The sequence below is a fragment of the Salinibacterium sp. SWN139 genome, assembly GCF_015864625.1.
Taxonomy (GTDB): Bacteria; Actinomycetota; Actinomycetes; order Actinomycetales; family Microbacteriaceae; genus Rhodoglobus.
Genome location: NZ_JADYWV010000001.1, coordinates 156,941 through 178,888, shown reverse-complemented (window position 1 = coordinate 178,888; position 21,948 = coordinate 156,941). Strand labels below are relative to the sequence as shown.

The window sequence follows — 21,948 nt, the reverse complement described above, 5'->3', positions numbered from 1 at the left end:
TTAGCCGTGCACGTCAACGACGGTACGACCGCGGATACGCCCCGCGATGATGTCCTCGCCAGCAGCAATAGCGCTGCTGAGCCCGATCGTGGAAGTCGTGCTCTCGAGCAGGCTGAGGTCGAGATCGCGCTCCAATCGCTCCCACGCTTCGAGGCGGTGTGCTCGGGGGGTGAAGACCGAATTGATGCCGACGAGGCTCACTCCGCGCAAAATGAAGGGCATCACGCTCGTGTGCAGGTCGCTCGATTGGGCGTTGCCGCACGCGGTGACCGTTCCGCCGTATTGGGTGGCGGCGATCGCCGAGGCCAGAGTCGTGCCACCGACGGCGTCAATGGCGCCACCCCAGCGCTGCTTCATGAGGGCTTTGGGTTCGGTGCTGAGTTCGGCGCGATCAATGATGGTGGTGGCGCCTAGGGCGCGCAAGTAGTCGTGTTCGCTTTCGCGACCAGTGGATGCCGTCACGCTGTACCCGAGCTTATTGAGCAGGGCGATGGCCACAGACCCTACTCCGCCGGCAGCACCGGTGACGAGAACCTCGCCGGAGACCCCACCGCGCTCGATGGCGAGCACGGAGAGCATCGCGGTGAAGCCGGCCGTGCCGATGGCGGCGGCCTGATGGTTGCTGATGCCAGCGGGCACCGGAACAACCCAATCGCCCGGAACACGTGCCCGTTCCGCGTAACCACCATGATGGGTTTCACTGAGACCGCAGCCGTTCACCAACACGCGCTGACCAGCACTAAAGCGGTCATCCGTCGAGTCGGCGACGACGCCGACGAGGTCGATGCCGGCGATGAGGTGGGGGGCGCGAACAATGCCGGGCCTGCCGGTGAGGGCGATGCCGTCTTTGTAGTTCAGGCTGGAGAACTCGACATCGATCGTGACATCTCCGGGCATCAGGATGCTGTCATCCAGTTGCTCAGAGAGCTCCACGTGCGCCGGAGCTTGCCGGTCGGACTCGTTCTTGGTTACTTCGATTCCACGCCACATACCGTCAGCCTAGAACCGCAGGCTGGGTTTTGGTTCAGCGCTGGTATTAGCCGAAGAGAATCGCAGCTTCGTCGTAGCGTGACTGTGGCACCGTGTTGAGCTTGCCGAGGGCATCCTCGAACGCCACGTTGGTGATCTCGGTTCCCCGCAGGGAGACCATGCGACCCCAGCGACCGTGGATGACGGCGTCGACTGCGGCGAGGCCGTAGCGAGTGGCGAGAACGCGGTCGTACGCGCTGGGAGTTCCACCGCGCTGGATGTGGCCCAGAGTGGTTGAGCGCGTCTCGAGGCCGGTGAGGGCTTCGATCTCGGGCGCGAGCTGGTCGCCGATGCCGCCGAGGCGGGGGCGACCGAACGCGTCGAGGCCACGCTCGGAGTGAGCGTCATCCATGGTGTCAAGGGTGAAGCCTTCGGCCACAACAACGAGAGGAGCGCGGCCGCGGTCGCGAGCAGAATTTACCCACTCCACGATCTGCGCCATGCTCGTCTTCTGTTCGGGGATGAGGATCGCGTGTGCGCCGGCAGCCATGCCCGAGTGGAGGGCAATCCAGCCGACGTGGCGGCCCATGACCTCGGCGACCATGCAGCGGCCGTGCGAGTCACCGGTGGTGCGCAGGCGGTCCATGGCGTCGGTCGCGATCTGCGTGGCAGTATCGAAGCCGAACGTGTAGTCGGTGGCCGAAAGATCGTTGTCTACCGTTTTGGGGACTCCGACGATCTTGATGCCGGCATCCGTCAGCCGCTTGGCAGCAGCAAGCGTGCCTTCGCCACCGATGGCGATGAGGGAGTCAACCCCGAGGCGTTCCATGTTTTCGCGCACAGTGTCGGCGCCGTCGGTGCCCTCGAAGGGGTTCGTGCGCGAGGTGCCCAGAATGGTGCCACCCTGCTTGGAGATGCCCTGAATGTCTTTGCGAGTGAGGGGCATGGCGTCGCCTTCAACGACTCCACGCCAACCGTCGCGGAAGCCGACGAACTCTTTGTCGTAGACCTGCGTGCCCTTGAGCACGATGCCGCGAATAACTGCGTTCAACCCGGGGCAATCGCCACCGCTGGTCAGGATTCCGATCTTCATGAACCCATCATGGCGCATTTTTGTGCGCTAGCGAGCCACGATCTGGTTCGCAGCGCCGCATAACTTTAGCGGCTGATTGCTGCTTCGCCGATCGGATGCGCGGCACACGCCACGGAGTCTGCGTGCTCATCGCACACCACGAACTGCTCACGGCAGGCCTTGTTGTGGCAATTCTCAACCCGTTTGGTTGCCGCACCGCACTGGTAGCAGGCGCCGATTGCTTTGGTGTCTGCAGTGAAGTCAATGGCCATGCGCTTGTCGAAGACGTAGAGCGAACCGTTCCAGAGGCCGGAGTCGCCGTACTTCTCGCCGTAGCGAACGATACCGCCCTCGAGTTGGTAGACCTCGCCGAAGCCTCGGCTGCGCATGAGGGAGGAGAGAACTTCACAGCGGATGCCGCCCGTGCAGTACGTGACAACGGGAGTGTTCTTGAGATGGTCGTACTTGCCGCTGTCGAGTTCGGCGACGAAGTCACGAGTGGTGGCGACATCCGGAACTATCGCATCGGTGAATTTGCCGATCGCGGCCTCGATGGGATTGCGGCCGTCGAAGAAGGTGACCTCTTTGCGAGCCACGAGCTCGTGGAGCTCTTCGGGGCTGAGCTTCGTGCCGCCGCCAATCACACCGTTCTCGTCGACCTTCAACTCACCGGGGGCGCCGAAGCTCACGATCTCGTCGCGCACCTTCACGCTGAGCTTCGGGAAGTCGTTGCCCTGACCCTCGCTCCACTTGAAGTCGATGTTCTTGAACGCCGGGTACTCGCGCGTCTTGCGCACGTAACGCTTGATGTCTTTGAGCTCGCCGCCAACGGTGCCATTCATGCCGTCTTTGGAGAGGATGATGCGACCGCCGAGCCCGAGGAACTCACAGAGGTCGCGCTGCCATAGCCGCACAGCCTCCGGATCGGCCAGCGGCGTGAACACGTAGAAGAGAAGGATCTTAGGAACAGCCACGGGGCAAGTTTACGGCTGTTGGGTGCGGGAGTTGCTCTCGCCGGCGGCGCTGGGGCTGGATGCCGCAGGCACGTCCACCGCCACGTCGGCTTCGGCGGCGGCGAGCTCGGCCTGGAGAAAGAGCATCCACTCGTCGTACACGTCGTCGGGGCGGAGGAAGACGCGGCCGATGGTCTGGGCCAGAGTGCGACCGGAGTCGGGGAGGAGCCGGTGCCAGAGCATCCCGCGCACAAGTGTCGAGGCCAGCACGAAGCTGAGGGCATAGGCGACGAGGGTGTTCAACGCCTGCTGTAGCGGGGCGACGTCGGGCTGCAGAAAGAGCACGCCCATCGCGCCGGCGAAGCCAAGGAGGAGCGCACCCGCACGGGGGAGGGGCCGCGGGGCAGGCACGTGCACCCTGGCGTAGACGGCTCCAATAAGAAAGCCGCCGACGATCGCGCCGATGAAGAGAAGCATGGACGCAGTTTAGTCAGCGGCGGGGTTCTGGCCTGCTGAGAGTTCGCGCTCGCCGAGCATCGCCGTGTACTCCTTGCGCAGGTCGCGGGGGTTGCTGAATTGGCGCGCAACCAGCTGCCAGTAGGTGAAGCCGGATTCGGGGAAGGCCCGTAGCCAGATCCGCGGGGCGTAAGCAAATTGGGTAATGATCAGGCCGCCGAGAAAGGCATAGCCCATCATCCCGTGGCCTCCTGTTGTTGCGATGATGACGATTACCGCGCCCATGCCCACCATGAGAATGACGACGTTGGGAAGCGGTTTGTAGGTCGGAGTGCGTGCTTCGCACGACAGCACCCCCGTGATCAATCCGATCACCGCCGCAATAACCAACCACATCATGAGACAAACTCTACGTCAGGGGTGGCGCGTAATCTAGGGCTCATGACTGACGCGCTCGCTGCCGCCGAGCCTGTGCGCCTGCGTTTCGCGCCCGGGCGGCCCGTCGATGTGCGCGCGACGCTGCAGCCGCTCAAGCGTGGTGCCGGTGATCCGACCATGCAGGTGGATGCCGCGGGCACCTGGCGCACGATGCTCACGCCTGCTGGCCCCGCCACCTTGCTTCTCGTGCAGCACCAGTCGCATGTGGAGTGCACCGCGTGGGGCGCCGGAGCCGAGTGGGCGATCGACAGCGTTCCCGAGTTGCTGGGGGAGGGCGACGACTGGAGCGACTTCGATATATCGGCGCTTCCTTTCGCGGCTGAGGCCCAGCGGCAGAACCCCGGCCTGCGGCTCACTCGCACCAAGCTCGTGTTCGAAGCACTCGTGATGGCGATTCTGGAGCAGAAGGTCACGGGTATCGAAGCAAAGCGGGGGTGGCGCATCCTCGTCACCAAGTTCGGTTCACCAGCCCCCGGGCCGGCTCCGGCCGGGATGCGGGTCGTGCCGTCGCCGCAGGAGTGGGCGCGGATTCCGTCGTGGGAGTGGCACCGCGCCGGGGTCGGGCCGCAGCGTTCGGCGACGGTGATGCGCGCGACGCAAGTGGCGGCATCCCTCGAGCGCACGGCCGACTGGGGCCGCGGCGGGCCGCGCATTGACGCCGCGCTGCGATCAGTCGTGGGCGTTGGAGTGTGGACGGCCGCCGAAACCGCGCAGCGCTCCCACGCCGACCCCGATAGCCCCAGCGTCGGCGATTACCACCTTGCCGCGGTCGTCGGTTGGGCCCTCATTGGGGAACCCGTCGACGATGAGCGGATGCTCGAACTGCTCGAGCCCTGGCGCGGCCACCGTCAGCGGGTTGTGCGACTCATCACGGCATCCGGGTTTCGCAAGCCGGCGTTTGGTGCGCGCATGACGATTCAGGATCACCGCTCGCACTAGCGGCGCGGGTCCAGTGCAGCTTCGCTAGGTGGGGTCACGGTTCCATGTCGTCGTGCACCACGACTCGGCTCAGCTCGATGCCTCCGTCGTCACATTGCCAAAAGTGGAGACGTCGCGCTGATGCAACATTCTTTTCGATATGAACGCGCATGCAGCGAGCTCCGTCAGAGCGAACTACGTCGCCGGCGGTCGCACCGTCGCCGCTTCGCAACGGGTGCAGCGCGCGGGCGGGGAGTTCACGCGCTCGGCCAGTGAGCACGTCGACGACCGCTTTGAGTGTCTTATCGCGAGAAGAGCTATCGTGCAGTTCAAATGACGGCGAAAACTGCTCGCCGACCGAATACTTTGTCGGGAGCGGCCAGTTGGCCCGATCGTTTGCGTCCATTCTTTCGATCCAAGCAAGGTAGATCTCGTGGCGAACCCACTCGTCAACGGTGTCAAAACGTTCTCGTCGTTGCTCCTGGCGCGGTTCAGACACAGTTTGTCGTGCCCGACGCAGCAGTGCACGCTGCGTTTGTTGGTCAGCTTTCAGCCTCACCAGTTGCTCCTGCTGCCGCACGTTCTCGGCATGCAACTCTCGAAGTTCAAACCGAAGGATTGACGCTTGTTCAAGGGCGCTCGCTGAACCAATTTCTTGGAGTTGCTCTTCTAGCCGCTTGGAGCGCTCGCGCTCCTGCTGAAGCGCTAATTGGGTGGTGAGAAGAGCAGACGACTTGTGGCGAGGAGCGGGCGGTGCGGGCGAGTCGTCGAGCTCGCTAGCGGGCTCGCTGAGGGGCTCGGCGTCGGTCAACGAATCACGTTCCGGCAGCGGATTGCTGTCGACCGCCGTTCTAATCAGGTGGATGCCCGGTGCCGGCCGCGGTGCGGGGCGGCGGGGCGGGGCTGAGGGCAGGGTGTCGCCTGTCGGATCACCGGGAAGAGTTTCGTCGTCGCTTTCCGGAGGCATGGCTTTGTTAGGGATAACTTCAGGCTTGTGTCGATCCTCGACGAGCCAGGGCTCACCCCCAGGGATAAGCGCAAGAGGTGTGCAAATCTCTTCGTCGTCATCCACGTCGCTAAGGCGAACCGCAGTGCGACCCCGAGCATCCCGAACCACCCGCACGCGCACCACATCGCCGGGGGCCAGGAGCAAGTCGACACGGTCCAACGGATTCGTTGACACTTGTGCGCGCGTGACAGTGATGGGAAGCGAAGGGTGAACAGCGAGAATGCCCGTCTGCCGCTCAACCGAAACGACGAATGCCAAAGTGACGGTGCCGTCGGGGTAGTGCTCGAGGAGTTCCTTGGGGTCGACGCGGACTACATCGAGGGCGAGTCGCTTGGTTTCGGGGTCATACAAGCCAGTGACGCGTTGGTCCTCGCGGATGACCCACTCAAGGGGAATCTGCGGAAAAGTGAGCTCGTGAACGATGGTGGCGAACCCGCCGGAGTCCAGCTGTACGAGGGCACGTTTTCCGCCAGCGAGAAGAGTACGCACGTGGCCACTGACCGGAATGGAACTCGGCGCAGCCTTGACGAAAAGCCCCGCAGAGTGGGCCATGCCGAGCGCATCCGCGACTAATTTGTCGGTGACGTCTGCAGTATCGCGCGGGTTGTGAACGATTCGCAGCGGCGACTCTTCGGGAGCTTTGTGCCACGTGGCCCCTGTTGGATACACGCGGGCAGCTCCACCGTAGACCTGGCAGCGGTCGGGGAGGAGCTCATCGAGTTCGCGAGTGAGAGTGCCGGTCGCGATGATGAAAATACCGCAGACATCCCCGACCTCGGTAGCCAGCTGATCGACGTCGACCAGCGGAGAGGCGCCGGCTACAGGAATCGATACGACTGCCCACGGGCGGTCTCGACGCGGGTTGAGCAGCCCGGAAGCTAATTCCAGAACGTCAGCGCTGGAGTTAACGTGCTCTAGCGGCATCATGACCACCTTCCCTGTGCGGCCCGGCCGGTCCGCTTGCTGAGAAAATATCGGTAGCCAGCGACATTGCGGGCGCGTCGTGCTCCATGACTACACGAGCCTCATCCCCGAGGTCGCGCTCGCGAGGAGCTCGTCGAGCACCTCGGGGGCAGTGGTGTTCTCGCCGAGGCGATTGGGCTTGACCGTCGAGTGGTAGTCGCTGGAGCCGGTCATCCGCAGTCCTAGGTCGGTGGCCAGGGCAGTGAGTTCTGCGCGGGCGAGGGCGGTGTGCTCGCGGTGGTCGACTTCGAGACCAAAGAGTCCGGCATCCCGCAGCTCAGCGATCTCGGCGGCGGTGAGGCCGCTGCCCCGTCCTCCGTCTCGCGGATGCGCGATGACCGTGACTCCGCCGGCTTTCTGGACGAGCTCGACAGTGGTGAGCGGGCTCATCCGTATCAAGGGGACAAGGTATTTGCTGCCGTCCGCGAGAACCTTTGTGAAGGCGTCACGTGGAGTAGGGACGGCGCCGATCGCCACCAGTTCGGCCGCGATGTGCGGCTTGCCCAGCATTGTGCCGACACCGGCGCGCTCGGTAATGGACTCGAACGAGACAGTGAAATCCTGCTGGAGGCGTTCAACAATCGCCCGCACGCGATCCTCGCGTTGCTGGGGAGCTTTCGCGAGTTCGGCGAGCAGCTCGGGCGCTTTCGGATCAAACAGGTACGCCAGCATGTGCACCGTGCCGCCCCGGGCATCCGTCGTAGAAAGCTCGGCACCACGAAGTAAGCCGATGCCCTGCTGCTGTGCGGCGACGGCTGCTTCCGCCCAGCCCGCCGTCGTGTCGTGATCGGTGAGGCCGATGACCGACAGCCCGGCTGCGGCGCCCAGACGCATCAGCTCGGCAGGGGAGTCGAGACCGTCGGAGACCGCCGAGTGCGTGTGGAGGTCGATCATCATTCGGATGCTCCCTCAGTTCGAACCACGCTAGCGTCGGCAAGCGCCGCCCGAAATGCCCCATTCGGGCGGGCGTTCGGCAGGGCCGCGCGCACTTCAGCCAGCGCAGTGTCGATCGGCACCCCGAGGTGCCGCGCGGCATAGAGCGCAGCGACCGTGGGGGTGCGGCTTTGCGCCTGCACGCAGTGGAGCAGCACCGTGTGGCCTTCGGCGCGCAGGGCGGCCACGGCATCCGCTGCATCGGCGAGCACGAAGAGCAGGTTCGGGTTTTCGGAGGGCGTCGACTTGTCGATCAGGCGCACCTCGACGCGGTGGCGGATGCGGGCAGGCACCTGCTTCGAGCCGATGCGGCAGAGCGAGACCACGGCATCCACTTCGGGGGGAAGCGCGTCGAGCGCGCCGACAGCGCCGAGCCAGACGCCGGCGTCGTGCGGATGCCGCACGAGCGTCGACACGTCGCCTAACTCGCTGTAGTCGATGCGTTCGGGCACCGGCTCACCCCGCACGACCTCGGTGGAGAGACGGACCAGGTCGAGGCTCGTGAGGTTCGGCCAGCCGTGCACGATGCGCTGCCAGGCGGCGGGAATCGCGGAGAGTCCCCAGCGGGCACCCACGAGACTACCCGCGATGGCCGCAACGGTGTCGGCGTCGCGGCCGCCGCGCACGGCACGCTCGAGGGTGTCGACGAGGCTCTCGCCGTTCGCGATCGCCGACCACGCGGCCTGCAGTGCTTCGACAACCCAGCCGTTCTTGGTGAAGTCGCGGGGCTGTCGGGTCTCGGCGTCCGCGATGAATGCGGCCCAGCGGGCGGCGCGGTCGGGGGCGAGGGCTGAAAGCCCGACCCGAACATCCGCCTCGCCGGTGAGGATTGCGTGACGGATGGCGAGGCTCCAGAGCACGCAGGCGTCGCCGGCATCCTCGTCGAAGTGGGTGAGGTCGCTGATCGCGCGGGCCGCCTCGGCGAGAGCGTGCGCGTCGCCGAGGTAGGCGAGCGCGACCGGGGCGGTGCGCATGAGCGAGCCGTTTCCGCCGCTGCGACCGCGAGCATCGTGCACGCGGCGGGCGGATGCTCGGGCGGCGCTCGCGGTAGGTTCGATGCCGCGCAGCACGCCGCTGGTCTGCACCCCGACATCCGGAGCCGTCTTGGTCCAGTTGACCCAGGCCGCGACGATCTCGTCGAGCACAGCCTCGTCGCGCAAGTCACGCCCGGAGGCCGCGGCGCGCAGGATGGGCACGGCCATGGAGGTGTCGTCGGTCCATTCGCCGGGCGCCCAGCCGAAGCCACCGCCGCCCTTCATGACGACCTCGCCCTCGAAGGGAGGCCCGAATTCGTAGCCGGCGCCGAGAGCATCGCCGCAGGCCATCGTGAGCATCACGCCGGTGGCGCGATCAGTTTGTGCACTAGAAAGTTTCATGGGGTCTCCGTGGGGTCGGATGCTGCATCTTTACGGGCTGAATAGCTCGGCTGGGGCTCAGCGTGAGCGCTTCACTCGGGCGTCGCCTGCAGCAGCTGCCGGGCATGAAAATACTTGTTCGACAGCCGCACCTGAAGGTCGTAGTCGAGCTTGCGAAAACGCCACTCGGCGAGGTTGTCATCAATGTCTGCAAGCTTCACCGCGAGAGCGATCGGATGGTGACGGATGCCTTCGTAATAGTCGGCGTCGGCGACATCCTCTCGCCTGGTCAGCAGCACGACGGCCTCCACGATCTCGGGCAGCATGCCGGCCTTCAGCAGGTCAGTGGCGGTGATGTCGGTGTCTTCGATCACATCGTGCAGCCACGCGGCGCAGTGCTCGACCGGCTGGTTCAGCCAATGGAAGCTCTCGGCCACGCGGGCAGGGTGATCGATGTAGTCGTACCCGAGCTTGTCGGTCTGCCCACGGTGGGCGATCGACGCAATGCCGACGGCGATGCCGTGCTGCACCATGGCATCCACTTCGGTCATGAGCATGTCGTCTTCTTCATCCATGGGGTCTTCCTCTTCGTCGTTGGTGTCTGGTTCGTCGTCAGAGTCGCTGGCGGCATCGAGGGCGTCGGCAGCAGCGGCGTCAGCATCAGCAGCGTCGTCGTCGGCGGTATCGGCGACCGCGACATCCTGAATCTCGCGTTTCGGTCTGATGTCGGTGGCGCCCGGCGCTACCCGCTCGATATCGCTTTCGCGAACGTTGCAGAAGTGGGTATCGTCGTCGTCTCGGTAGTAGAGGAACATGCTCTGCCCAATCTCCTGCCAGTGATCGACGATCCATTGAAAGTAGCGACGCCGGTCGTTCATGGTGATCGCCGTGAAGATGCCGACGGTGTGGAACCCTGTGTCGGTGGCTTGGGTGTAATAGCGCTGCTCATCACCGGACCGTCCCGTGAAGAGCGGGGGTGCTTCCTCCTCATTAGCGTCGGAGATGAACACGTCGAGGTTGAAGTGTGGCGGGATGGCTACAGCGACCCCGTCGTGGTGATCGATGAGGCGGATCTCGGCAATCGCGCGCTTTTGCTCCGAGTTCAAGCCGGGCCATTCCAGTGCGGCGTCCGCTTCGTTTCCGGTTGCGAGCGCTCGCCGCAGAATGGGGTGCTCGCTCATTTCGTGCAGCGGCACGTAGGTGGGCAGCAGTGGTCTGGGCTGCATCAGCCAATCATTGAAGTCGTCATCGTCGTCGTAGTAGGGGTTCGTGCTCATGCGTTCTCCAAGAGGGGGTGCGCGTCGTCAAACGCGGTGAGGTGGATGATGCTGGCTGTTGGCGCACTGGTGTTGGTGTGCGCGTTTGTGTTCACGATTCCGGATGCCCGCAGTCGGCCCTGTTGTGACCGTACTGCGCGGGCGAGCCCCGCGTCTCCGCCGTCTTCGAGGGTCACGCCCTGCAGGTGACGGGTGAAGACGCGGGCGTCGTGGGCGGTGGTGCGTCGCTGCGGGGCGAGCTGGGCGTCCAAGGCGGCGGCCGCGAGGATGCCCTGCCACCGGCTGCGCAGCCCGGCAGTGTTGCCGAAGAGTTCCGCTCCCATCACGCGACCGCCGATGCCGATGATGACTCCGCGCTGCCCGTCGAGTGGGCGGGCTTCGAGAGGCGCGGAACGGTCGAGATGATCGAGCATCGACGAACTGGCAGTAGCGCCGAGGGTGTTCTCGAAGCGGCTGATGCGCTGCCACACCGCTGACTGCTGGCTGCCGCCGCGCTCGCCGTCGCCGTCGCCGCCCCCTGCATTTCCGCGCCGCACGCTGAGCGCGCTGCGGCGGCCGCTGGCCTCGTGGGCGCCTTGGGTCTCCACTGAGCGTGCGCCCCAACGCCCGGCTTCGACGCAGAACACTTCGGCGACGCGCGCCTCGAAGGGTTCGAGCAGAAGGCTGCGGGCGAGCATCCGATCCTGCCAACCGCCCTTGAGGAGGTCGCCTTCGAGGGCGACGGCGGGGCGGGCGGTGCTGTTGTGCAACACGAGTTCGCTGACGACGGGGGAGCCTTCGCGTTCGGCGGTGCGGATACTGCTGGCCTTCCAGTCGAGGCCGGTGACGCGGGGCGAGTCGACCCAGAGGGGGAAGATGCTGAGGGCGCCGTGGTGGCTGCCGTGGCCGACGTGGAGCTGGGGGAGTGGTCTGTTCTGGTGGCGGTGAATCTCTCTGTTCATGATGACTCCGATAGTTAGCGCACTGTTGCGCAAATTCAGAGTATGACACCCCACTGACATTTAGCGCGAATCTGCGATAATCGTCTGTATGGAGATCTACCGCGACTCACACGACCGGGCCCTGACCGACTATCCGCGCCCCTCCGTCGCCGTCGACACCGCGGTGCTCACGGTTCCGCCGGGCGGCGCGCTCAGCGTGCTGCTGGTGCGCGCTGGCACGGGCGCTGGCGTCGGCACCGGCGCTGGTAACGGAGCTGGTACTGGCACCACCTGGCGCCTGCCGGGCACCTTCTTGCACGAGGGCGAGTTGCTGGCGGATGCCGTGCTGCGCTCCCTCCGCACGAAGGCCGGAGTCTCGGGCTTGTCGCCCCACCAGCTCCATGTCTTCGATGACCCCGCCCGCGACAATCGCGGCTGGGTGCTTTCGGTCGCCCACCTCGATGTGGTGCCGTGGACGAGCCTCACGATCGACGAGTCCCTCGCAAAGGTAGTGCCGGTGGCGGATGCTGGCGCCCTCCCGTATGGCCACAACGACATCCTCGACCAGGCGGTCGCCACGCTCCGCGCACGCTACGCGTCAGCCCCCGACCCGGCCGGCCTGCTGGAGCACCCCTTCACCCTGCGCCAACTGCAGCACCTGCACGAAACCGTCGAGGGCGAACCCCTCATGCGAGACAGCTTCCGCCGCGCCATGGAACCGCAGCTCGCGGCGACAGGCGAGCTCGCCGCCGGCACGGTGGGGAAGCCGGCGCGGTTATTTCTGCTGCAGCCAGGGATGACAGGGAAATCTAGCGAAATTATTGAGGAGACCAAACAATGACTTACCCACTAACCCCGAAGGATCTGGCAGCTGAGCTCGGGGTCACCGCGCAACGAATCCGCGTGTACCTGCGAAGCAAATACGGCACTTTGCCGCCGTTCGAAACGCGGTGGCAGCTTTCCGCCGCGCAAGTCTCAGAAGTTCGGGGACACTTCGGCGGGAATGGTCGCAGCTTATAGTTAGGATTTCTCAGGGGGCGATCGGGGGATCAAGCGTGGCATCGAAGTGGACAGCATCTAACTGGCGTGCGCGGGTGGCGCGAACATCGATGTGGAGCGCTGAACTCGTCGGGGATGAGCTTCTCGTCAGCAGCACAGGCGACGTAGATCGCCACTCGCTCGCGCAAATCGACAGCATCACAGCGCGCCACGGTCTGCTGTCATCGAGGATCGAGCTGAGCGGGGTGAGCCCACTGCATCTAAAAAGGCTCTCCCGCCGCGACGCCCGCGACCTGCACGAAACTGTTGAGCGCGAACGCGAACGGGTGCTCGCCGTCATCCGGCTCGCTGAACTGGCGCGCGAATTTGAGGCTCTCTGCCCGCTCGTTGCTGACTGGGCGCGTGGCTTCTTCGCTGCAGCGAAGGCGCATCATCGCGACAACGGGTGGCTGACCGCTGAATTCACGGCAACGTGGGAACAGCACAAACCCGTTGGGCGCTTTGCCGAGCTGCTCGCCGCGCCTGAACTCGAAGCCCACCGCCGGGAACTCGGCGGGGAAGCGCTGCAAGCGATCGAGTTGTGGTCGTCCGACCTTGCCCAGTACGTGGCCCGCTGGAATGACCGCTTTCTCGATAACGAACTCGTTGCGTACAAGTCCTTCTTCGACAACGTCGAGCGGTCGCCACTAACTGACGAACAATCGCGGGCAGTTGTGTGCTTCGACAACCGTGTGCAGCTGGTGGCCGCGGCTGGTTCCGGCAAGACCTCAACGATGATCGCAAAAGCCGGCTACGCGGTGCACCGTGGGCTCGTTGCGCCCGAACAAATTCTGATGCTCGCCTTCAACAGTAAGGCGGCCGCCGAACTTCAGGAACGCGTCACCGAACGTCTCGCCCCACTCGGGTTGGCCGCCGACCGAATCGTCGCGCGCACGTTCCACTCCTTCGGCCTTGCCCTGATCGGCCAAGCCACCGGGCGCAAGCCGCGTCTCGCCCCCTGGATCGAGCAAGGCGGTGATATCGAAAAGCTCGCTCGCATCGTCGACGAACTGCGGGATGCGGATGTGGTCTTCCGCACCAACTGGGATCTGTTCCGGATGGTGTTCGGCCGCGACCTGCCGGAGTTCGGCCAGGAACAAGCAGAGCCGGACGGCTGGGATCCTGTCGCCCGTAGAGAAGGGCATCGCACGCTCGCGGGCGAAGTCGTGAAATCACAAGCGGAACGTCTCATCGCTGACTGGCTGTACTACAACGGCGTCAGCTATCGATACGAGCAGCGCTACGAAGTCGACACGGCGGATGCCGAGCACAGCCAATATCATCCGGACTTTTACTACCCCGATATCAACCTCTATCACGAGCATTTTGCTCTCGATGAGCAGGGCATTCCTCCAGAGGAGTTCGTCGGCTATCTCGACGGAGTGCACTGGAAGCGAGCACTGCACGCCGAGCACGGCACGGCTCTGATTGAGACCACGATGGCTGAACTGTGGAACGGTAAAGCCTTCGCTGCCCTTACCGAGCAGTTGTCTTACCGAGGCTTAGTGCTCGACCCGAATCCTGATCGCCCAGCATTAGGTCAACCGCCGATCGACAACAAGCGGTTGATCGCAACTTTCCGTTCGTTCATGGTGCATGCCAAGAGCAATCGCCTGAGTGTAGAACTGCTGCGCGAGCGCGCGCGCGAAGGAAGCACAGGCAAGTTCCTTTTTCGGCACGAGAAGTTCCTTGAGCTGTATCGCACCATCGAACAGCGGTGGCAAGAAGAACTCACAGCACACGACAGCATCGACTTCGAAGACATGCTGAACCTTGCCGCCGACCATGCCGAAGCCGGTTGGAAGAGTCCCTTCCGGCTAGTGATGGTCGATGAATTGCAAGACGTGAGCGCGGCGCGTGCTCGTCTGGCACGGGCGCTCGTGACGGCACCAGGCCACTACCTGTTTGCAGTGGGCGATGACTGGCAGAGTATCAACCGCTTCACTGGCGCCGACCTCTCGGTGATGACCAAATTCGAAGAGTGGTTCGGTAAAGGCGAGACCCTGCGGCTTGAGCGCACCTTCCGCTGCCCGCAACCGATCTGCGATGTCTCAAGCGGTTTCGTTCTGAAGAACCCGCAACAGATATCGAAGCAAGTGCTGTCGTCGACGCCGGAGCATCCACCTGCCTTCCTCGCTATCGCCGCCAACAATGACGACCACGTGCAGTCGGTAATCCGCAAACACTTGGCAGAGCTGAACGATCGCATCGCCACCGGACTCGCGCCGGGCGGCCGCGGCGGAAAGGCATCCGTGTTCATCCTCGGGCGCTATAGGCATCAGGAGAGCCTTGTTCCGCATGGGGCCACGAAGCAGTGGGCCCACCTTGATGTGCGGTTCTCGACTATTCACGCTTCGAAAGGCCTTGAAGCGGACTATGTAGTCATTCCGGGCCTGACCAAAGACAAATCTTCGTTCCCGAGCAAGATCGCGGATGACCCGGTGCTGCGTTTGGCGATGCCAGCGCGTGAGCCTTTTCCCTATGCCGAAGAGCGACGGTTGTTCTACGTGGCGATCACCCGCGCCCGGCGTTCCGTGACGTTGGTCACCGTACGCAATCGGGTGTCACCGTTTCTTGCAGAGCTGGTGAAGGATCACGGGCTAAAGCTGAGGGATGCAGAGGGTGGGTACGCCGTAGTGATTCCGTGCCCGGCTTGCGGCGAGGGCACCATGGTGCCCCGTGCAGGAAAGTTTGGGCAGTTCTACGGCTGCACCAATTACCCGAAGTGCCGGAACACTATGAAAGAAGCAGAGGCCGCTGGCCACAATGCTGCCCCTATTTAGGACTCCCATCATCTGGGCCCAGCGGTGCCCTACTTTCGTGGCTAGTCTCGCTACTCGTGCTGCGCGAGCAAGCGCTTCTTTCATCAGAAACTTGGTTCATGATCGCCACCTAGGGATTAGTTCTAGTTGCACCCGTTCGCGGATCGAAGCAAACTCCGCAGCTTGAGCATTTAGATGCGTTGTTGTGAGAGGGATGAGTTCTTCTTTTGCTCTTCCTGCTGGGGGGAAAGTAAAGCAGAGAATGTTGGGGCGGATCGCTGGGGTGGATGAGGTGAATGCTGTGGAGGAGTTGGTTGCGCTTTTTAGTGCGTCTTCCGCATCGAGGAGGCACGCAATCTTTCTATTCGAAGAGTCATTCAGAGGGGCTGACTGAAGCTTTAGCGCAGCTTTCTGGATGTAGTCGCCCGCCGGATGATGTCCCACAGGAAGCCCAACCGGTTTGAAACTTTGGACTTGTTCCGCGAGATGCAAGGCCGTTGACTCAAGCTTGATCAGGTTCCAAATAACACGGCCTAGCGCGAGCATCGTTAATTCGTCGATATCTTCTTCGTCCGATTTAGTCATGGCTAACCGTAGCTGCACACAAATGAGTTTTGGATTATCCGAAACCACGATTCCGGACGCAGCTTTTCAATTCGCGGCTCTAAAACGGGCGTTTGTGTAGATGCGAGCCAGAAACATGAAATTGATCGAGCGGTTGGGTTTTCAACAGGCCGATGTATGCGTTCATAAGGACATCAGCGTAGTGGCGGCATAGCCCGGAATTGGTGGCTCAAACCGCCGTGTTTACGCGGGTTCTCGGAGTGTCAGAGGTTATCCATAGGCTGTGGAAAACCCCGCGAAGTTATGCACACCTGTGGAGGACACGCCCACTACATCTAGGGTTGGCGGCGGGTGTTGGCCACGATATATAGTGGTGAAACGCCAGTATCCGCTGGCCGACACGAAGCACTATCGTACTGAGGAGTACACGTATGAATGCACGACGAACGGTGCGCATCAAGCGCACCATCACCATCCGCCCGGTTCCGGTGAAAATCCGCGTCACGCGGCGGCCGTTGTAATGGCGGGCAAGAAGGGTTCTGGTGGCACTGCGAAGAGCGCCATTACCGGACGATATGTCACGCCGGGATACGCCAAGGCGCATCCCAGCACGACGTACGTCAGCAAGAAGAGCAAGTAATCAGATAAACGCTCTCTAGGGAGCAACGGACCCGGGGTCGTGTTAGCGCACGGCTCCGGGTCTTTTTCTTTAGTTGCGTGTAGCTAACCTACGTTCGATTACGGTTTAGTTGCAAACTTCGCTGGCATGTCGGGCGTGTTGAACTTCTTGAGATGGATCGTCTCTTTGTGCGGCTGAGGCAACAGAAGAAGCTTGAACTGTGTCAATTGAGGACAAATCGGCAAGAGCATCGACCCTTAGCCGGGTTACTCCATAACCTTCCAGGTGCCGTCTACCCCGGCTGAGGCCGAGACGGGAACCCAAACACCGTTACGGCCGTAGTAGACCTCGCAGTCTTTCCACTCACCGTCTACGCCGTACTTGGCACCAGACAGCACAAGCGTGTTCACGACACCGCTAGGGGCACCCCACGTTGAAGCGGCAGCGGTAACCGCATTCTTGGCAGCTACACGGAATTAATAGCGCGCACCTGGTGTTAGGCCGGTGATCGTGTGCGGAGAGTCGCCGGTGCCTACAGGCACCGCTTGGGCACCTGTCATCGAGGATGACGTTGAATGTTGGATGACGTACCCGGTGATTGAAGAGTCACCAGTGTTCGAGGGTGCGTTCCAGGTCACTACTGCGGACCCGGCAGCGCCGGATGTCACACTCACACTGGTTGGCGCGGTCGGTCCCTAGGCGTAGCGGATCGCACCTCCCAAGCGTCCAGACCAGCCGTAGCCGGATGGATCGAAAACGCCGTCAGCGCCTGAGGTTGACGACCGCCCAAAGCTCACACTCTGCTTGTTAGGGTCTGCTGTCGGTTTGGTTGACTTCAACGCTGTGAGGTTTTTGGTTCTCGGGCGGTACAGCAGGGCGTAATTCTTGCTGAGGTGGGCAATGGTGGTTCAACGCCAACGGTCTATATTCCGCTTCCGGCTTTCACTGCGAACATGACTCCGGCGGCTAAGTTCGTCCCGGGTGACATGGACCATTAGACATTCCAAAGCGGCGGGTGTGTCGGCAACCGCCGCTAACGTTTGCTCATGGAAGTCCTAACGAAGCTTACGGAAGTGTTCATTCAGCTGCTGCCACTGGTGGGTGTGTTGGTGGGCGCACTCGCGGTTGCGATCTTCACCAAATCGCGGGAGCACAGCGCGTGGCTGCGAAATCATAGGCTAGATGCTCTTGCAAAATTTTTGGGCGTGTCATTCGAGTTCGCATCATTCGTCTCAACGGCAGTAGATCGCGAGCAGGTCGACAGATTTAGCGAGATGTCGAAGCAGAGCGAGCTACTCATGGTGATTGGCCCGAAGCCGCTATCCGATGCGGTGCATGAGTATATGTCGACAATCATAGAGAACTATTCCAGTGATGGTTCAGCGGGCAAGGGGTGGGATGAAAAGAAAAAGGCGGCGCTGAACAAAAAGAGGCTAATCATTCGAGAGATAGGTGCGGCAGAACTTGTTAAGAAGCGTTCGCAAAAGTTGTAGTGCACGTACGGGTGCACCGCCCGCTATGCACGCTAAGGTTTTCTCATGAATATTCTTGACGTGATTGCTCGAGTCGCTGTCGGTCTGCTGCCAGCGTTGGCCGTGCTCCTAGGTGTCGTCGTCGGTGCGAAACTGAGTAAGTCGCAAGAGCGTGAGGCTTGGCTGCGAGAACGGAGGATGATGCTGATCATCAGCTTTGTTCGATTTGGGACGGAGGGCTGTGAGAGCTATGCCGTGACGAATTCGAATGCTGTCAGCCTCATGCGGCAATTTTTTGAGGCGAGAGAGACCGCGCGTACGCTCGGGCCTCCCAAATTCGCGAGCCAAGCCGAGTCGTTGTACAGCCTGTTCGAAGTAGCGTTTCAGGAGCCGAACCACAAAGAGCCGGTTCCGAGCGTTGACACCCAGCATCAGCGCGAAAAGCTGGAAAAGGCTTTCGAATCGGGAATCGAAAAGCTGCGCTCAACGGCCAAAATATAGGGGAAGTCTGGCTGGCTGCATTATGTTCGCGCCTTAGGTGCGCGCCTGCACTGTACTTCTAGACTCTCGTCACCAGGACGCGTCCGAAACCGCGCCCCTCGTGGACTACGACGCGCAAGGAACGGACAAGCTCTCTTCGCGTATCCAGAGGTAACGCTGCCCACTTCGCCTTCCACCACAACGTCAAATCATTTACGTCCTGTATTCCTTTAACACTCCGTACTGCTTCAATCTCAATTTTGAGGTCTGCGATGAGGGCGACTGTTATATCTGCTGTTTTTAGAGCCACAACCTCCTCGTCCAAAAGTTCCATCTCTTTCGCGAGAGCGGCAAGGCTCTTCCGGATCACATTGAGGTCCGCGTAAGGGGTGAGGAGCAGTTCCGTCAATTCCTTGCGGCGCGCGAACTTCGCAGACCTATCCGTCAGCAGCTTTGAAAGTTCGCCCTGACCGGCGTTCTCGTTCGGCAGCAAGATCAGGTCCCAGACCTCCCACATCAACGCATCATCGAGTAGGTCCTTCTTTATACAGGGATGCGAGAGGTCAGCGGTACAGAGATAATTCTGGGACCTGGAGTGCATTGGCCCTTCGCAAACACCGCATCGAGCGAGTCCGGACGCTAGGTAGGCAACTTGTCCACCGGGGGAGAGCTTCCGCGAGTCATCGTTGAGGATGATCTGGACTTCATCAAACAGTTCCTGCGTGACTAAACGGTCAACAGAGGAATCCACTGGATACCATTCACCATCGTGACGAACCCAACCGCAGTAGGCGCGGTTGGTCAGCATTCCTCTGACGGTGACTGTGCTTTTCCCTAGTTCCTTTGCAAGTTTGAAGATGGGTTGGCTGTCCTTGATCCGTTGGAAAAGGTCCGCCACGATTGGACCCTCCACAGGGTGTGCCCTCCGGTTGCCGATTTCATACCCAAACCGGGTTTTTCCGATTGTGGGCAAGCCCTTTGCGACGCGGTCCTTGTTGGCTCGGATTTGGCGTTCGCCTTTCCTTCTTACTTCGAACCGCGCGATGCTGGCCAGTATCGTGGCACGGAACTCTCCGTCAGCAGCGGAAAGGTCAATCTCTCCATCAACGGTTACGACTCTGATTCCAGAGTCGATGAGCGTGATGAGGTCCCGCTGACTTCGTAGGAGTCGGTCAAGGTCCACTGCAACAACTACTTCTGCTTTCGAAGCGAGGAGTTCTAGCCAAGCACCTTTTCGAACCTTGTTGGCGGAGACCGCGTTGTCCTTGAATTCCGCAATGACATCCCAGCCTCGGTCTTGAGCTAACTTGCGGCAGCGGGTTATCTGGCGTTCGATTCCTTCATCGTTCTCCATCGATTGCCGGGCGTAGATTGCTGCTTTGACTAACATGAAAGAAAGTTGACACACCAGAATCATCAGATCGTCGCGGCCCTCGGTGAGTGCCAGCGACTCTTCGCCGAGCACGTCGTAGGGCAGACTAACTATCTACTCAGAACTCGCGAGCAACGGCGCCGAGAGCATCGCCGCAGGCCATCGCGAGCATCACGCCGGTGGCGCGGTCAGTTTGGGCACTAGAAAGTTTCATGGAGTCTCCGTGGCTGTGCCGATGGGGAGGAACGCAACCTTGCGGCGGCTGGCCTCACTCCGTTTCTACAGCGCTGGCCGGGATGAACTTCTGCAGGTAGTCGCGGAGGTCGGGATCGCAGACATAGACGTACGTGCCGCGAATTCCACGGGTGAGGAGCACCGCATAAACATTGCTGATTAGCTGCAGCAGATCGGCATCGGTGTAGACCTTATCGAGCGTTGGATTGTTCTCCTTGCCCTTCTTGTCGAAGTAGGAGTCACGGTCGATGAATAGCGAGTCAGTTTCGGGGTCGTATCTCAGGTCATTCCCGATGATAACGCCGGCATAGTTGAGGTCGTATCCCTGAACGGTGTGAATCGAGCCGACTTCGTCAACTGAATTTGGGGAAGCGATCCAATCCACCGCCTTGCTGTTCCAGCGAAGCTGACAGCCGTCGATTTCAATGTCGTAGGCGGCGGGTTGCTTCTTTGACTTCCACTCCCACGCGTAGCCAGCGGTAAGCCTAGACAAGCCGAACTCGGCGTCCTTCTCGCGAATTTCGTCGTGCATCTGCACGACACTGTCGAACAGGCGGAAGTCGTAGCCCGCAAATTCTTCAGGTATCAGTGGAGCAGTTTTCGCTTCGATCGATGCGGCACCGATTAGGCGGCGGACGTAGCCAACGTAATCCGACTCGGCCCGCACTCGCATCTGCGATGCGAGTCTGTAGTGATTGCTGGCAGTCTTCGCGTCTTGAACCAAAGCGCGTGTCACAGACAGCGGGAGGTCGGCGGGGCGAACGCTCTGAGCTTCATCGATGAGCAAGATCTGATGGCGGCTCTTGGCGCGCAGCCAATCTAACTGTGTCTTAGTCTTATCGTCAGTTCCAAAGAGAGCTTCAGTAATTTCTTTGAACTTGGTGTTCTGGGGCCCAGAGGCTTGGTTAGCTCGCTGGTTCAGGCGGTGCGCTTCGTCGACGATCAAAATGTCGAAGTCTTCGGTGGACTCTCCGACTTCGAACGGAGTCATCACCATGCCCCTAGTCAATCCGGGTGTCTTCGCGAAGACGTTCTGAATGGACTTTCGCAGCGACTGTTGCGGTACAACGATTCCGAGCCGTAATCCGTCGAGGATTTGAGGGTAACCGGATGCGAAAAACTCGGAGAACATCGAATCCTGGTCGATGTCATTGCCCGGTTCGGATTGCGCGATGTCGACGAGTAGCTTCATGAGGTAGATAGCAATTACCGTCTTCCCCGTGCCCGGGTCGCCCTGAATCACAATTGTGCTGAGTTTGCTCTTCTCGAGGTTCTCGAACAAACCCTCGACGATGTCTTCAACGGCGATTGCTTGATCAGGGCTGAGCGACTTGAACGGGGACAGCTTGAAGAGGTCGCTGTTCTCGATCTCCGGGATTGTGCGCGTGAAAACGCCGTCGGACCGTAGTTCCTCGAAGACTTCCCGGAACGATGCCTGATAACGCTCACGATCGTAATAATCGGAATCGGTGATCCCGTCGTTCCGGTTCAACACACGATAAGTTCCGTCCCCGGCAAGCAGACGAATGAGGTAGGACTCTAGATCTAGACAGGCTGACTTATTGAATGTGCTGTCGATCACCACACGTACCGTCTTAAGGTGACTCTTGCTGCTCGAGTCGATGTGCTGCAACATCCTGCCGGCTGCATTGCGCGACTCGCCCACATAGACGTCGCTGAGACGCGACCTCTTGCCTGCCACGGTTTTCTCTGCGTCGTCCAGAACATAGACCACCGGCCAATTGGTATTCCGCGCGCTTAGTTGAGCCCAGACTCCGATGTCTTGCTTCTTGAACGCGACCCGCTCAATCTCAAAGTCGGTCATATTTAGTGCTCGTACCTTGGGCTTTCTCGACGGGGTATTTTTCCCGTGAAACGGCAAGTTTGTCTCTAACGATCTGATCGGGAGTTACTCCTATTCGATCAGCAAGCATGAAGCAGTAGGTCAAGACGTCGGCGAGTTCTTCTTGAACTCGCACTGGATCGGCCTGTGCGTTCCACTGAAAACACTCGAGAAGCTCGCCCGCTTCGATTGAGATGCTCTTCGCCAGGTTTTCGGGTGCGTGAAATTGTGCCCAAGCACGCTCCGCCACGAAGGCCCTGATCTCGTCTCGGAGCGAAGGTTCATCCATATCGCCAACCTA

Annotated in this window: 21 protein-coding genes; 5 read left to right on the top strand and 16 right to left on the bottom strand. The window is 61.4% G+C overall.

Annotated features, from left to right (window positions below):
- The 5 genes from I6E74_RS00835 to I6E74_RS00815 all read right to left on the bottom strand — a co-directional run bounded on the left by I6E74_RS00835 (position 1) and on the right by I6E74_RS00815 (position 3,849).
- A complete protein-coding gene (locus I6E74_RS00835) occupies positions 1-990 on the bottom strand; it encodes an MDR family oxidoreductase (RefSeq protein ID WP_197122145.1) in 990 nt (329 codons plus the stop codon).
- A gap of 46 nt (positions 991-1,036) precedes the next feature.
- The gene (locus tag I6E74_RS00830) at positions 1,037-2,062 is read right to left on the bottom strand and encodes a 6-phosphofructokinase (protein ID WP_197122143.1); all 1,026 of its coding nucleotides are present in this window, start codon (positions 2,060-2,062) and stop codon (positions 1,037-1,039) included.
- A gap of 65 nt (positions 2,063-2,127) precedes the next feature.
- Positions 2,128-3,015: a rhodanese-related sulfurtransferase gene (locus tag I6E74_RS00825; RefSeq protein WP_197122140.1), complete on the bottom strand. Its 888-nt coding sequence runs from the start codon at positions 3,013-3,015 to the stop codon at positions 2,128-2,130.
- Between the two features lie 9 nt (positions 3,016-3,024).
- Positions 3,025-3,405 (bottom strand): hypothetical protein, encoded by a 381-nt coding sequence (locus I6E74_RS00820; RefSeq protein ID WP_197122137.1) that lies wholly within the window; start codon positions 3,403-3,405, stop codon positions 3,025-3,027.
- A 75-nt stretch (positions 3,406-3,480) separates the two neighbouring features.
- The gene (locus I6E74_RS00815) at positions 3,481-3,849 is read right to left on the bottom strand and encodes a hypothetical protein (protein WP_197122134.1); all 369 of its coding nucleotides are present in this window, start codon (positions 3,847-3,849) and stop codon (positions 3,481-3,483) included.
- A 42-nt stretch (positions 3,850-3,891) separates the two neighbouring features.
- On the opposite strand from I6E74_RS00815, the gene I6E74_RS00810 reads away from it, so the two are divergent.
- The gene (locus I6E74_RS00810) at positions 3,892-4,827 is read left to right on the top strand and encodes a DNA-3-methyladenine glycosylase (protein WP_197122131.1); all 936 of its coding nucleotides are present in this window, start codon (positions 3,892-3,894) and stop codon (positions 4,825-4,827) included.
- A 34-nt stretch (positions 4,828-4,861) separates the two neighbouring features.
- Here the strand turns inward: I6E74_RS00810 and I6E74_RS00805 are convergent, their stop codons facing one another.
- From I6E74_RS00805 to I6E74_RS00785, 5 genes are all read right to left on the bottom strand, one after another.
- Complete coding sequence (locus I6E74_RS00805) at positions 4,862-6,742, bottom strand: hypothetical protein (protein ID WP_197122128.1); 1,881 nt, start codon at positions 6,740-6,742, stop codon at positions 4,862-4,864.
- Positions 6,743-6,829: 87 nt separating this feature from the next.
- Positions 6,830-7,675, bottom strand: a complete 846-nt coding sequence (locus I6E74_RS00800) for a PHP domain-containing protein (RefSeq protein WP_197122125.1) — start codon at positions 7,673-7,675, stop codon at positions 6,830-6,832.
- On the bottom strand, positions 7,672-9,087 hold the full coding sequence (locus tag I6E74_RS00795; protein ID WP_197122123.1) for an ADP-ribosylglycohydrolase family protein: 1,416 nt from the start codon (positions 9,085-9,087) through the stop codon (positions 7,672-7,674). The genes I6E74_RS00800 and I6E74_RS00795 overlap by 4 nt, the downstream gene beginning before the upstream one ends.
- A gap of 71 nt (positions 9,088-9,158) precedes the next feature.
- Positions 9,159-10,343, bottom strand: coding sequence for a hypothetical protein (locus tag I6E74_RS00790; protein ID WP_197122120.1), 1,185 nt, complete (start codon positions 10,341-10,343; stop codon positions 9,159-9,161).
- Entirely contained in the window at positions 10,340-11,284 is a 945-nt protein-coding gene (locus I6E74_RS00785) for an ARPP-1 family domain-containing protein (RefSeq protein ID WP_197122117.1), read from the bottom strand. The genes I6E74_RS00790 and I6E74_RS00785 overlap by 4 nt, the downstream gene beginning before the upstream one ends.
- Before the next feature lie 88 nt (positions 11,285-11,372).
- On the opposite strand from I6E74_RS00785, the gene I6E74_RS00780 reads away from it, so the two are divergent.
- Entirely contained in the window at positions 11,373-12,104 is a 732-nt protein-coding gene (locus I6E74_RS00780; protein ID WP_197122114.1) for an NUDIX hydrolase, read from the top strand.
- Positions 12,105-12,318: 214 nt separating this feature from the next.
- Entirely contained in the window at positions 12,319-15,084 is a 2,766-nt protein-coding gene (locus I6E74_RS00775) for a UvrD-helicase domain-containing protein (protein WP_197122111.1), read from the top strand.
- A gap of 96 nt (positions 15,085-15,180) precedes the next feature.
- Here the strand turns inward: I6E74_RS00775 and I6E74_RS00770 are convergent, their stop codons facing one another.
- From I6E74_RS00770 to I6E74_RS14805, 3 genes are all read right to left on the bottom strand, one after another.
- Positions 15,181-15,648: a hypothetical protein gene (locus I6E74_RS00770; protein ID WP_197122108.1), complete on the bottom strand. Its 468-nt coding sequence runs from the start codon at positions 15,646-15,648 to the stop codon at positions 15,181-15,183.
- A gap of 864 nt (positions 15,649-16,512) precedes the next feature.
- Complete coding sequence (locus I6E74_RS00765; protein WP_197122105.1) at positions 16,513-16,656, bottom strand: hypothetical protein; 144 nt, start codon at positions 16,654-16,656, stop codon at positions 16,513-16,515.
- A gap of 66 nt (positions 16,657-16,722) precedes the next feature.
- Positions 16,723-16,884, bottom strand: a complete 162-nt coding sequence (locus I6E74_RS14805) for a fibronectin type III domain-containing protein (protein ID WP_374221046.1) — start codon at positions 16,882-16,884, stop codon at positions 16,723-16,725.
- Between the two features lie 408 nt (positions 16,885-17,292).
- On the opposite strand from I6E74_RS14805, the gene I6E74_RS00755 reads away from it, so the two are divergent.
- Positions 17,293-17,739, top strand: coding sequence for a hypothetical protein (locus I6E74_RS00755; RefSeq protein ID WP_197122099.1), 447 nt, complete (start codon positions 17,293-17,295; stop codon positions 17,737-17,739).
- 177 nt (positions 17,740-17,916) lie between these two features.
- A complete protein-coding gene (locus tag I6E74_RS00750; RefSeq protein WP_197122096.1) occupies positions 17,917-18,219 on the top strand; it encodes a hypothetical protein in 303 nt (100 codons plus the stop codon).
- Between the two features lie 58 nt (positions 18,220-18,277).
- Here I6E74_RS00750 and I6E74_RS00745 read toward each other — a convergent pair whose 3' ends face one another.
- The 3 genes from I6E74_RS00745 to I6E74_RS00735 all read right to left on the bottom strand — a co-directional run bounded on the left by I6E74_RS00745 (position 18,278) and on the right by I6E74_RS00735 (position 21,936).
- Positions 18,278-19,663: a recombinase family protein gene (locus I6E74_RS00745; RefSeq protein WP_197122093.1), complete on the bottom strand. Its 1,386-nt coding sequence runs from the start codon at positions 19,661-19,663 to the stop codon at positions 18,278-18,280.
- Positions 19,664-19,838: 175 nt separating this feature from the next.
- A complete protein-coding gene (locus I6E74_RS00740) occupies positions 19,839-21,629 on the bottom strand; it encodes a DUF2075 domain-containing protein (RefSeq protein WP_197122090.1) in 1,791 nt (596 codons plus the stop codon).
- Entirely contained in the window at positions 21,616-21,936 is a 321-nt protein-coding gene (locus I6E74_RS00735; RefSeq protein WP_197122085.1) for a nucleotide pyrophosphohydrolase, read from the bottom strand. Before I6E74_RS00735 ends, I6E74_RS00740 begins: the two co-directional genes overlap by 14 nt.
- Between the last annotated feature and the right edge of the window lie 12 nt (positions 21,937-21,948).